The sequence below is a fragment of the Vibrio sp. Vb0349 genome, from assembly GCF_033338975.1.
Window position 1 is genome coordinate 1 of record NZ_JAWOTS010000032.1, and the last position, 12,678, is coordinate 12,678.

At 41.0% G+C, this 12,678-nt stretch carries 12 protein-coding genes; 6 read left to right on the plus strand and 6 right to left on the minus strand.

Annotated features, from left to right (window positions below):
* Nucleotides 1-498: 498 nt before the first annotated feature.
* Entirely contained in the window at nucleotides 499-1,572 is a 1,074-nt protein-coding gene (locus tag R7Q47_RS20825) for a hypothetical protein (RefSeq protein ID WP_318089360.1), read from the plus strand.
* 150 nt (nucleotides 1,573-1,722) lie between these two features.
* On the opposite strand, the gene R7Q47_RS20830 is transcribed toward R7Q47_RS20825, so the two are convergent.
* Entirely contained in the window at nucleotides 1,723-2,943 is a 1,221-nt protein-coding gene (locus tag R7Q47_RS20830; protein WP_005381205.1) for a hypothetical protein, read from the minus strand.
* A 151-nt stretch (nucleotides 2,944-3,094) separates the two neighbouring features.
* Between R7Q47_RS20830 and R7Q47_RS20835 the strand changes: the two genes are divergently transcribed.
* The 4 genes from R7Q47_RS20835 to R7Q47_RS20850 all read left to right on the plus strand — a co-directional run bounded on the left by R7Q47_RS20835 (nucleotide 3,095) and on the right by R7Q47_RS20850 (nucleotide 5,842).
* On the plus strand, nucleotides 3,095-4,267 hold the full coding sequence (locus R7Q47_RS20835; RefSeq protein ID WP_232284630.1) for a hypothetical protein: 1,173 nt from the start codon (nucleotides 3,095-3,097) through the stop codon (nucleotides 4,265-4,267).
* A gap of 275 nt (nucleotides 4,268-4,542) precedes the next feature.
* Entirely contained in the window at nucleotides 4,543-4,797 is a 255-nt protein-coding gene (locus R7Q47_RS20840; protein WP_005381209.1) for a hypothetical protein, read from the plus strand.
* A 3-nt stretch (nucleotides 4,798-4,800) separates the two neighbouring features.
* Complete coding sequence (locus R7Q47_RS20845) at nucleotides 4,801-5,046, plus strand: hypothetical protein (protein WP_318089361.1); 246 nt, start codon at nucleotides 4,801-4,803, stop codon at nucleotides 5,044-5,046.
* Nucleotides 5,039-5,842, plus strand: a complete 804-nt coding sequence (locus R7Q47_RS20850) for a hypothetical protein (RefSeq protein ID WP_005381213.1) — start codon at nucleotides 5,039-5,041, stop codon at nucleotides 5,840-5,842. The genes R7Q47_RS20845 and R7Q47_RS20850 overlap by 8 nt, the downstream gene beginning before the upstream one ends.
* Before the next feature lie 238 nt (nucleotides 5,843-6,080).
* Here the strand turns inward: R7Q47_RS20850 and R7Q47_RS20855 are convergent, their stop codons facing one another.
* Together R7Q47_RS20855 and R7Q47_RS20860 are read right to left on the minus strand one after the other, a co-directional pair.
* On the minus strand, nucleotides 6,081-7,451 hold the full coding sequence (locus tag R7Q47_RS20855) for an HAD family hydrolase (RefSeq protein ID WP_005381215.1): 1,371 nt from the start codon (nucleotides 7,449-7,451) through the stop codon (nucleotides 6,081-6,083).
* A 27-nt stretch (nucleotides 7,452-7,478) separates the two neighbouring features.
* Complete coding sequence (locus R7Q47_RS20860) at nucleotides 7,479-8,324, minus strand: DNA processing protein DprA (RefSeq protein ID WP_005381217.1); 846 nt, start codon at nucleotides 8,322-8,324, stop codon at nucleotides 7,479-7,481.
* A 185-nt stretch (nucleotides 8,325-8,509) separates the two neighbouring features.
* Here R7Q47_RS20860 and R7Q47_RS20865 point away from each other — a divergent pair, with 185 nt between their 5' ends.
* Nucleotides 8,510-9,358 (plus strand): hypothetical protein, encoded by an 849-nt coding sequence (locus R7Q47_RS20865; protein ID WP_005381219.1) that lies wholly within the window; start codon nucleotides 8,510-8,512, stop codon nucleotides 9,356-9,358.
* 182 nt (nucleotides 9,359-9,540) lie between these two features.
* Here the strand turns inward: R7Q47_RS20865 and R7Q47_RS20870 are convergent, their stop codons facing one another.
* Genes R7Q47_RS20870 through R7Q47_RS20880 form a run of 3 tightly spaced genes read right to left on the minus strand, consistent with a single transcriptional unit; the run spans nucleotide 9,541 to nucleotide 12,676 of the window.
* Nucleotides 9,541-11,793, minus strand: a complete 2,253-nt coding sequence (locus R7Q47_RS20870) for an ATP-dependent RecD-like DNA helicase (protein ID WP_005381222.1) — start codon at nucleotides 11,791-11,793, stop codon at nucleotides 9,541-9,543.
* A complete protein-coding gene (locus tag R7Q47_RS20875) occupies nucleotides 11,790-12,236 on the minus strand; it encodes a VPA1267 family protein (RefSeq protein ID WP_005381224.1) in 447 nt (148 codons plus the stop codon). The genes R7Q47_RS20870 and R7Q47_RS20875 overlap by 4 nt, the downstream gene beginning before the upstream one ends.
* Nucleotides 12,236-12,676: a hypothetical protein gene (locus tag R7Q47_RS20880; protein WP_005381227.1), complete on the minus strand. Its 441-nt coding sequence runs from the start codon at nucleotides 12,674-12,676 to the stop codon at nucleotides 12,236-12,238. Before R7Q47_RS20880 ends, R7Q47_RS20875 begins: the two co-directional genes overlap by 1 nt.
* Between the last annotated feature and the right edge of the window lie 2 nt (nucleotides 12,677-12,678).

Sequence of the window (12,678 nt, forward strand, 5' to 3'; positions counted from 1 at the left end):
GAGTAGTTTTACAGGCAAAGCCGAAACGGATGATAACCACCTACTGAAGTAGGTGGTTTAGGGCTGAAAATAAAAAAGGCCGCGATATTCGCGGCCTTTTCGATTCAAGCATAAGCAGAATTTAAAAGGGTAGTAAACGTAAATTTTTGAGAGAGTGAGTGAGTGGATGAGTGAGTAAAAACCACAAACCACCACAATCACTTGAATCACCCATCAAAAAATAAATCAAAAAACCACCCCTAATTTAACACTTTCACAAAAACCGTAAATTAAGAGGCCAAAGTGAGCTAATCTACTTGAGAACCTCCATCTATTTTTACAGTTTCCACCATGAGGCTCAAGCACCCAAGAAAGAAAAGTTGCCGGACAACTCGGTCGCATTAAAGATGCTTTTCAAGTTAGCTCTTTGCAGCGAAAGGAAACATCACACCTATAAAAGCTAGATTTAATACAGTCACTTGATATGCTATTCAAAAATAATAAATGATGAAACATCTGATGGAAAACTTAGCTGATGTATTTACAGCATTGAGCAAACTTGATGGTAATACTTTAACTATTGCTAGCATCGCAGTATCAGCCCTTGGCGCAGTTCTAAGCTTATTTGTTGCCGGATTGGGTGTATGGTTTGCCATTGCTCAGTATCGCTTAAAACGCTCTACAAAAATCAGTGCCTCCTATGGCATTACTCAACACGCAATTTATCACAACACATACATTAATAGCGTCACCCTCCAAAACCTGAAGGATAAGTCCGAAGCTATCTTTGGCATCCACTTACGTTTAGGGCACGGCTGCTACTTAACCCTAGAAGACTTAGACACAAAACCTATTATATTACAACCATTTGAAACCATAACCCAAGTCTATGAACCAGTTAGCTACTATGGATGTAGTTCCTATAAGGTAAATGTAAACAACCTTTTAAACTCAAGAAAAAATAGAGTTGTTCTTACTACCAACAAAGGGAAATATGTAACGAAGAAAGAGCAAAGATACTGGAGTCCCATAGGGGAGAGCTTACGGAACCATGCTGTAACGGCACTCCATATTGTGAACATCAGCTATCAGACTCCTAATGGTCACAAGATAACTATACCTAACACCGTTCAATACATTGTGGAAGCTCTTCTAGATGGTAAACCTGCATTTTTCTATATCTATCGAAATGGCCCCTTATTTAGTTGGAATAGAAAAGATTTTCAGCTCAAACCTGACACGTTGGCCAACAAAACTACTCTTGAAAAACATTTTGCCAACTTAAACACTTTAGAAGCGCTCGGCATCGAACATTCATCAATTAAGGTCATAGATGTAGAAGAACTAGATGAAATGAAGCGTATGAACGACTTCTATATACAAGAAGACACTCTAGAGGAAACTCCCTCTTGGATAATCGTTCACATTTTAGGAAGGTTACTTGCTAAATATGATCACTACAAAATGAATCGAAAAAACGCTGGCCGATACACTAGAAGCTTTTCGTACAACGAGCTATTGATCATCAAATGGCTACCAATATTTTTTTTAAGTGGTCTATTCATACTGGCGGTAACATTTGTGTTCTTGTAAGCGGTAACATTTGTGTTCTTGTAAGCACCACCATCACCGGAAAGTGAGTTAAGCAATTTTGCCACGCTAGTGTTAATTTATTAATTACTAGTAGTAAGTCCCCCCCCTAACTTAGTGCAGGTTATTCAAACGCTATATCCTTGAAAAAGACTATTGGTTCACCTGCTTCATGGCAGTGCGCTTCTTCACCTTACTAGGCGTTTTTCCGGGTGTTAAAAATGGTATTGTGAAAGCTTCTCTGATATTTCCGGCTGCCTTTGCTGGAACTCGCTCGCCTTCTTCATTCCTCACGAAGTTCGCTACACGACGGATTGCTACCTTTTTTCCTACCACCGGAATATTGAAGTACATGTTCCATCCTTTGAAAATGCATGATAGACGGCATAACAGTGCATAAGATGTTGATTCTTTTCTTATCGATTCAAGGTAGTCTCGTACCTGATATTCAATGCTTTCTATTGACGTTTGCCCCAAGCCTGAGATTACATTTGATATGTACATATCAGGGGTAATAGGAATCTCATCGCCTTCATAGTTTTTTAATTTTTCGCTTATAAGGTAGTGCGCAAATGCCAATGTCGCCTGAGGTGCTTGAATTTGTTGTCTATGTTCCTTTGCTAAGGACGCAACCAGATTAACTGACCATGCCAATTCATCTTTACCCTGTACGTAATCAAGTATTTCAGCGGGTTTAAATGAGGTGCCCTGAGTGCCCCTAAAAGCATACGGGTTGGTTGTCATGTCAAAAGCCTTTGACAGCATGGCAACTTGAGAAAGAATCTTTGCATCTACGCTAACACCTGCCATTTCAAGGACGTTAGCTCTTGAACGAACGTTCCCTGTATCTGTGTGAGCAAAGGCTAGAGCATCAGATATCCCCCAAATAATGATCGCAATAAAACCGTAAGTTGATTTCGAAGCGGCCTCTAGCCTTGTGTGACCATCCAGTATTTCACCATCATGGCCGATAATGATCGGCTCTCCAGTAAGACACCACCGTCCTTCATTCATGTCCTGTGTGAACTTTTTGACAGTGCTCCGGTTAACTCGACGGTTGCTTAAGTCGGTATTAATTTTTCCTCTTCTTGAAAACTTGAGCATATCTCTGGCTACAGTTGGAGAAATGTGTACAACCTCATGCCGAATAGGAGTCTCTAGATTTATGACCTTGAGTTGAGGGTAGTACTGGGAATTCGATTTAAAAATTTCGTCCATCACCCTCCTATCTAACTTGATGTTGGATGATTCAATTAACTGCTTTGAGCTAGCTAGGTATTCACTAGGGGATTTTTGATATTTATCCATCAACCCCTGAATAATAGAATCTTCTATTTCATTGTTTTCTTGGTTATTTTCTTTTTCGCTATTCATTTTTCACCTCAAATCTATCAGGTTCATAGTTCTAAAACCTTCCAATTCCACAAATTTAGGCGTTTAATTATTGATCGGACGGGTCGTCCGATCAATAATTATTTTAATCTCAACTTAGAATGTCAACTCAACATAATGAGGGGTTCATTCATTGCAAAAGAAATCAGTGAGACTGGAAGGCTTGTGCTCAATGCACACATTTGGCAAAGTTCAACAACTAACATCATGCGTTAAAGTTATTGATTTATTTAACTTATTCTCATTATTTGACATACCAAACGAACTTGAAGAAGCATTTCAATCGATACACAGCCGAAAGAATCAAAAGAGAATCGAGCTAGCAAAGGCATCTATTGAATCGGGACTAGATAACGTAGTTGAGGTGCCACCACCATCTCTCACTTTTGTTGTGGCGGAAGTCTTAAGCCATAAGACTTTAGGCAGAGGTATCGTCGAACTAGAATACGATCCACTCGATACTATGATTGTGGATGGTGTAATCACGTTGTTTGCCATGATGCAGATTAGTGGTTTCAGTCATCCGTTCGAGAAAAAGCGTATCTCTAAAGATTTAACTCAGAAAAATAGTCGAGTTAGGCAAGAACTCGCAAGTTATCCTGTGCAAGTCAACTTGTTGTTCTCACCTACAGAACCACTGTCACAAAAGGCATGTATCACTCTTTATAAAAAATACAGCCAAGCTGAAAACAACATTTATGCACCTTTAATTGAAAGTCTAAATGCTGAATTGCCTTTGAATACTTATGTGAAAGAGATTGCGGATGATATCGCTCTTGAATCTTTTGGGGGAATGAAAACGTCGTCTGTTAGGCTTTCTGTAAAAGACCCATATGTGACAACTGAGGCAACAATGATTCGTCTAGTTCTTGGTGCAATCGGCGGTGCAGATTACCAAGATAAAAACAAGGTCGACTTGTTTGGTTCTGGGCCATTTAGTGCAGAGCATATCGATACGATAAAGCCTTATATTTGTATATTTATGGAAGCGTGGTTGAACTCAGTAAAGGCTCAATTGCTGTCACATAAAAATGGCTTTCATTACTCAACGACGCTTTGGCAATCACTAGGGTTGGTAATACATAAACTTTTCCTTGAGAAAAAAACTTTAGAAGAATTTGCTAAAGCTGGGGCTGTTTTAGGTCGTTTGGATTACTCCAAAACAGCTAAGCACTGGGGAAGGTGTGATGCACTGGAACTTGACGTGTCGGGACAAAACTATAAAAACGTTACTGGAGGAGGTAGAGCTTTTCGTATTGCCTTAACTAACTACCTTCTTGAATATTTATCAGAGCGAGAAAAGTAAGAATGCTTCTATTGTCCACGCGTGGTCAATGATGGTCAACAGCCTAGTTCGCCATGAGTTGGATTACATCCTCAATACAGAGCACGTTGGCGTACTAACTCTTCAAATTCGACTCCTCCCATCAGATTCTTTGTTGCATAGAGCCATGAAGGTTCCGAGTTTAGAAAGCTACATATAGTGCACCAGCAAACGTTTAGTTTACTAGACTTCGCAGAACTGAGAACTAGTGATAATATGATGATAGTTTTATATCTGGATAACTTGCTGAGGTAAAAATGAATTTTGCACATCAAATACGTATGAAGTATGGAACAAACCACAACGAACCTACTACATATCAGATTCGACAAATATCTAAAGATTTGTTGAATCAACATCGCGCAGGGTTAATCAAATCAGATTCAGATGTATTTGAGATTGTTAAGAAGTATTGTCCTTCGGCTGGAACATACTTTTACAAAGGTCAAGATCAATCCGATTTGAATACGTTACTAGCACTAGCTCGTGCTGTTGTAGATGAAGAGGACTAATAAATGTTGCTTGAATTCAAAAGAGCACTGGAAGAAACAGTTCGTATTGTTCAGTGGAACCCTTCGACAGAACAACTGATAGAAATTGCGAACTATATTCGGTCGAACCCAAATGACTTGATCAGCCTTTCAGCATTTATTTGTGAAACGTGCGAAGACGTCACTTTAATGTTCTTAGAAGGACAAGACTATTCAGACCTTAACAGTCTTCTGGCTTTGGCAAGAATGGTGGTCGAAGAAAGTGAGTAGCTCAAATGAACTCAAAGTAATCGAGTTAACCTCTAAGATTTCAGCTCTTAAAGATGAGTACTCTAAAGATTTGACTGCGTTTATTCAAACCAATGGAAAATCTAAAAGAGAGAAACTCAATGGGTTACTCAAAGTACAGTCTTCAGGTAATAAGTATTTTAATTACATTGAAGACTTGATTGGAGATAGCGGCCTTCTTGGAGCACATGAGAAAAATGGGCATTGGCTCGCCTCATTAATTGAAAATACTACAGAGGCTCTTAATTTAATCTGTGTCCACTATGTCATTCTGCGAGACGGTGTTGCGAAATTTAGTGACGATGAAGACTTGTTAAATTCGATAGAGCCGACTTCAAAAGCCTTTTCAAACATGCAAAGGTTAGTGTCCTCTCACTTAAAATCTAAAGAGTGGAGAAGTATTAAAAGCGAGTTTGAAAAGAACTCGTTACCAACATATGGATTTAACAATCGAAGGTTGCCCGTCATGAACTCAACTACGCAAACAGTATTGTCATTTATTTTTGGTGTTGTATTTGTAATCGTGCTTCTCGCCATTGCGTTTATAGAACCTGACCCATCCAGCTTTCAATACAATATTTTTAGGGTGGTTCTTGCTCTTGCTGCTGCCGGAGTTGTTGCTGTTCTTCCGGGGTTCATTGAGGTTAAGTTTGGTAAGTGGCTACGTGCAACGGGAGCATTAGCGGTGTTCGTCATTGTTTACTTTTATAATCCAGCGAGCTTGGTAAGTGAGCAACCATCAGAGCGGCCACCGATTGAGCAGTACCAACATCAGTAAGCTAACACCCATGTTGTTCTACTGACCCTCACATATTCTGCCCTAAACTATTTTAGCTAATACTGTCAGTAAAGATGTGCCGTATTCACTTTGACTTTTCGGTTGAATACTACAGCGGGCATAAACAGTTAATGCTTATACCCAATAGGCGAAAAACTGTGGCAGTTACAGCTTAAGAAGGTATACATATGCAGGGTAATTCGAAAAAGGGCATAACGTGATCGTTATGCCCTTTGACTTACTGTTCGTTTTCGGCAACATTAAGCTGTTCAATAATCGTTTGAATGTTGGCAAATGGGTTTGGTGACGTTGTTTTCCCAAATGTAAATCCATAAATCGGAACATCATCAGGGATCATATCTAACTCTAGCAATACGGATGCTACTGCATTCATTTGTGCACCAGATGTATATATATCATCTAGTAACACTACCGCCGTAATATCATCAGGGAAATTAGCTTCATCGTCTAGATACACGCCTAGTGTTTCGATGTGTGCCTCAGGGGTTCTAGCATCATTAGATTTGTGTGAAGGCTTTTTAGGCTGCCACCTTTCAATAACCTGATGCGCCTTTATTCTATAGGGTAGACCCTTTTCCGCATTAGCCCACTCTTCCCACCACATAGACACCTGAATCATAGGTCTGGAATGGTAGCACTCTTCTGGAACAGAACTTGGTATCGGCACTAAAGCGACTCTACCCTCGAAACCAACATCTTCAGCCCACTCGTAAAACTTCTGAATATAGATACCTGACAAACGTTTTAGTGCAACGTTGCGACCATCACTGATCTCTCCTGCATTAGTACAGAAAGGAACACCAAGCTTTCTATTCAATTGCTCATAAGTGCGATTTTTAGCTGGCTTTAAACCGTAATAAACATCAAACCAAGTGTTTCTGTATTGCTGCGTATTACAGTCACGATATCTTGGAATAAAATCTCTGGCGTAACCTATATTTGCATCAGGAATTGTGTAGATATTTGTTTCTTCAAGACTCACTGTACGGAAGTGTTGCTGGAAATCATAAGGCTCGTATTCTAAGTCGTCGTTGATGAAATCAGTGATCACTTCATCTAGTTCATCGATGTTACTCACAACTGCGGTAGGCATCGCGTTGTCTGTAATGTATTTAACATTGAACTCAGTACCCCAAGTGCAAAACACCGATGGTGATTCAATGTAATGACCAAAGTGTATGTCTTTAGCAGTGTCACCGACGACTAAAACCCGAACATCGCTAAAGTCTTGATCATGGTAAGCTGCCAATTGCTCCAAAAACACATCTATCTCACAACAAGGCTTTCCAGCGTTAGATAATATGTGCTGGTTATCATACTCAAAACCATGTAAGTCCAATACAGTTTCACAGTACCTACAGTCTGGGGAGTTTGGTGAATCAGTAACGAAAACAACATGCGTATCATGATACATCTCTGATAACTCATTGATGTAATCAACAATATTTGGGTCGTAAAGTCTGGTTTGGACTTTATTCTCACGAAGTTTATCGACGATTAAGTCTCGACCATGCGCTGTACGCAAGTAAGGTTGGCAGTCTGTTGTATCGACTAGCGTATTATCCAGATCAAAAATAATAACTTCCATCGGCTGAACTCCAATAAATTATTAGAATTACTGCCTGATCACTTTTATATTATCTTTGTATTTTTGAACCCAAAGGTACTCAGGTTCGTAGATGTTGTTTTCTAGGGCGTATAACTGTTTGCCCTGCTCGACGCAGTGCCTAATAGCGTACTGTGTCCCACTTCTATCACCCGCTCGGGCGACTACAACACCTTCACTTGATAGACCTACTGTTGTTCTGTTCCTGTTAGCAAAGAACGAACCAAAGCTCCGTATGCCTATCGGATACTCAGATACCAAAAGATGATTCTTGGCAATTTCATCTTGAAGCTCCCTGTTTTCCTTTGGAAAGTACTGGTCTAAAGGTGTACCAAGAACCGCTATAGTCCTTCCTGAATGCTTTAATGCAGCTTGATGACCCAATGTATCAGAACCAGCAGCTAAACCGCTTACAATCGCTTGGTAGCCAGCATTCAGCAATCTGCCGATTACTGCATCCCCATGCCTTACATGCTCGGGGTTGTGTAATTCACGTGTTCCAACGAATGAAATGGTTTTATCGGCATTTAGCAGACTCAAATCACCACGGCAATACAATACAGGTGTTGCACCCTCTACAGACCTTAATTTCTCAGGATATTCAGGATCATTTATGGTGATTACTTTGAAGTCGAAGCCAATCTTGCCGTAAGTCCTATCCAATTGATTTTCTATATGTTCTTCAATTGGAAACATACCAAAATGCTGATTATAGATATCTTCAAAAGAACCTATGTTCAACAACATGTCTCTTAGCTTGTTATTAGCTGTAACACTACCTACTGAAACCTTCTTGGTCAGTATCAGGGCTGCATGACACCATGAAAGCTTTTGATCTTTATTCAAATTAATCACGATAATACTCCAATCACTTTCAAAACTATGCTAACAGGTACAGTAATTGCAATTGAATATGCCTACTTTTTGTCTGCAAATTGATTTAGTTCAAGTTTTAGTCTCACTAGTATTACTAACACTTTACAACAGAATTTATAAGTGTTGAAAAGTCAATAAATTACACTAATTCTGAGGTTTACCAAATGATCGATGCAATTTGTACATATGATGGAAAACGTAAGACCTACAACATCTTTAATTTTCAAAAACTCTCTAATTCAGACATCGAAAAGTACAGGCAGTACCTAGAATGTCCTAATCCTAAATGTGCAGCAGAAGCGTACTACCGCAAAAAAAGTGTCGATGGCAAAGCAGCATGTTTTGGTTCACGATACCATGTCCAAGGATGCAACGAAGGGCGTTCATCACCACAACGTGAACGTGAAGTTAAGCATGCACTCGAAGTAGATAAAATCATCGCTAACTCAAGTGAAGTTATTTTTGACTTTTTTGCTGCTGACTCTAAACCATCAAGGGAAAGTGTAACTACTCTTCCATCGAAGCCCAAACCAACTGGGTCGGGCAACAACCTATCACATACTGGTGCTGTAGCTACGGTTAGAAATACAGCCTTAGGCATGGAAATAGCGTTGAATAGTTTAATGCGTGGAAGCGATTTAGCTCAATCAGACACAATCATCATCATAGATGAAAAGTATCCCTACAAAGCTAAGAACTTGTTCGTAAATTTTGCAAATGCAGAGCCAGCAGATAACCCAAAAGATGCCCGTCCTAAGATGTTTTGGGGAACAATCTCGCATCCTGATGCAGATATGGAATGGTTAAATCCTGCTGACTGTGATGATGTCGGAATTCCGATCAAAAAACATAAAGATAAGGTTTTCAGCCGCTTTAAAATCACCGAAAGACGTGATCTAGAAGGTGCGGGGGTTATCTTATTTGGCAAGTGCTTCTGGAACACTCAGAAAACTAGAAAAATCATTGAACTGTGGAATGCTGATAGGATTTTTATATCAGTAGAAGAAGACTAAGCACATTGTTCTGAACTTATAGTCCCCCTCCCAAGTAACGCTAAACTGTAGTGGATGAGTGATTTTCGCCAATCAAATCAATAATAGGATTGGCAATACCTCATATTATTCGTTAAATGATATTTTAGCGAAAACTATATCTCATTTGTGCCCAAAAACATGTTTCGCTCGATTCGCTACAATCAAAAGCAATCGCTTGATGTAGCTACGCTACTTGAGATCCCATACATTCTCTTATCGCGATATTTCCGAATTAGCGAAGGCAGATAAGTATTTCGCAAACTGGTATGGGACGGATTGGTTATAGCCTGTTCAAGCACATCTTTTCTACCAACAATGTGAACCTCCGCTTCCGCACGAGTAACAGCGGTATAAAACCAAGCTCTATCAAGGTTTCGTGCCTTATCCAGAGCAATGATTACTCTAGGAAACTGCGATCCCTGCCCACGGTGTAAGCTCATGGCATAACCAAGTTTCACTTGGTCGATAATATCCATGTCCACAAACACAGATCGACCACCATCGACTTTGATTACCCCCATGTACTCTTCTGAACCGTTATCGGTTGTTAGAACAGTCTTTTCAACGCTAGTTAGCACACCTAGCAAGCCATTCTGCACATCGTGGTTGTAGTCGTTTTTGGTGAAAAGCACCTGATCACCTTGTCTAACTTGAGTACGCCATTCTTCGAACCCAAATTTAATTGGCTCACCATCCTTGTTAATAGCACATTGTATTTCTTCATTAATCCTCTCCACCAACTTTTTGGTGGGTGCCATAACCCTGCTGTTATCAGGCGACTCCTCAAACAAATTACGACAAGTTTCTACAACCTCACTACGATTGCAGATCTCATGGAATGTAATCGCCCCAACTGACAGCTCGGGCGGCACAACTCCCTGATTAATCAAGCTTGAATACTCAGGAATGCCAGATGAACCATCCTGCCTTTTGACAATATCGAGTGTTGTATTGGCAATGACGCCACTTGCAATAACATCAGCCAATATCCTCCCAGAACCAATTGGCGGAAGCTGGTTTAGATCGCCTACAAGCAAGATGCGTACTTCGGGGGAAATGTGCGTAACGATCTGGTACATCAAAGGCAAGTCCACCATGGACGCTTCATCAATTACCAGTAGTTTTTTTTCACCTGAAACCACTTTCCCACGCAAAAAAGCAGCAATTGTCTTGGTTTCAAAACCAGTAGATTCACACATACGCATGGCTGCACGACCACTCAGCGCCATGGCATGTATCGTGTAGCCTAGCAAATCAAAACTCTTCAAGGCTGTACGAAGTACCGTAGTTTTCCCCGTACCTGCTCCGCCCGTAATGCACGCCACACTGTTATTCAGAGCGTTCATCACGGCTTCGCACTGCTTGGATGTCAAGTCATATGGAAGCTCTGACTTAGCCGCCACAAATGCTTTGTTCACTGCCTCATCGTACAGGTCATCATTTTTTGCTAGGGATACAAGGCGCATAGCAACCACAGCTTCCATCATTAGTTGACCTGTCGGATGGTATGTATTGATTTCTGAGTTAAAGGTAAAACGGGTTTTGTCTGCCCCTACCTTTAACGCCAAGTCCACTAATTGGATGTCATCCAACACTTCATTAAGCCTTTTTCGGAGCGTTTTCATGTCGATACAGGTATGACCTTTACCAACCTCTTTTTGCAAGCTGGTTTCAACCGCCGCAACCAAACGGCGTTCATCCGCAGGTAAGACGAAAAACTTGTCCTTGGCAAGTTCGTCGGCTGCGTCGAATGACAAACCAAATGTCATCAGCCTGTATGGATCGCTCTTAATCGCATCCATGGTTTTTTTGCCATGGTACTTAAACAACCTTTGCTGCACATCAAACGGTATATCATGCTTTGACATCCAATTAGCAGACTTTAGGTTGGCATACTTCTCATACCCAGCGTAGAGGCAGTTAATGGCGTTTTCGGTCAGTTCTTCAGCTAGTTGCTTCCGGTTGTGCTCATTATCATCCTCCAGAAGCTCGTAAAGCCCATGCTGAAACCGAAACCATAATGTCCTAGCCTTTTTCTCTCCAATCCCCTTAAAATCCTTCTGAGCGGCAATGAAAGCAACAAAGGCTTCTGGTGTGGTGGGCATAGAGCATTCAAGAACGGCGTTGCTGTATGTATGCTCAAGAATGATGTAATCACCCACATCCACATTCTTGATGTCCTTAACGCCTGCCACTTTCCAATGCTGACCAACGAAAGGCTTCACGGGCAATTCATCGAAATAAACCCCGACGCTCACACGGTAGATGGCATCTTTGGCTTTGACGTTTTTGCTACCTTCATCCACATAGATAGGCATACCATTGAGGAAGCCATAACGACTACTGTTCCGGTAAATACTGGTGACTCGGAAAACCTCTGTTTCCAATGGGCGATTCGTTGGCTTTGTTTTCATCGTGGAATAAGTCCCATCTCCGCGACAACCTTCGCCATTTCTTCATACCTGCTAAGTTCTTCAACCTGAACCTGCAACTCGGCAACCTGCTGCTCAAGCTGCATTATCCTGACAGCATCCGCTGTACCTTGTTTTCCTGACGGATCATAAAGCTTTGAACCTGAGTTTTGTTTTTTTGCTTTTCCTGCTGCTGATAGCGGCGGCAGCACCCCTTTATCCCTTAAGCCATCCTCAAGGATCTCAAGTAGCTCTTTTAGGGCGGGATTCTGCCGCAATGCCGACGTAGTGCAATCACACAGCTTGGCAATCTCTTTCCTATTCAACTGACCGCGATAAGCCATTTGAATATAGAATTCATTACGTTGACCCAACATTACCGCTTTAAACGTATCTACTGTTTCCTTGGCTTTTGCCGCGCCATTAGTGCCTTTTTCAGTAGCCATTACGCGCCCCCTGTCTTACGTTTAATTTCAGTCAATGGCTTTTCTAGCATCTCAATCGCATCGTCCAGTGAATCCATACGCACTCCGTGCTTGTATGCATTGAACTGCCACAATATGAAACGCTGCTTGTAACGTTCAATGGTTTCCTTAGCTTGTTTTAGCTCTGCCTCTAAGCTCATCACTTGATTTTGCAAATACTCAATATTACTGTCCATTGGAGGAGTTTCAGGATTAGGGTTTTCACGCAAATACTCCTTTCGTTTCGTAAATGCTTCCTGAATTTCCTTATAACCAGACAGAGTTTGGCGAGTTACGCCATCAATCTGAAGTTGCACCATAATCTCTTCACATAAGAGAGGCCAAGTTAGCTTACCAGTCCATGTTTCAATTCGATGCAGGACTTCAGGCATGTTTTTACTTGTAATAACTACCTTAGGCATCG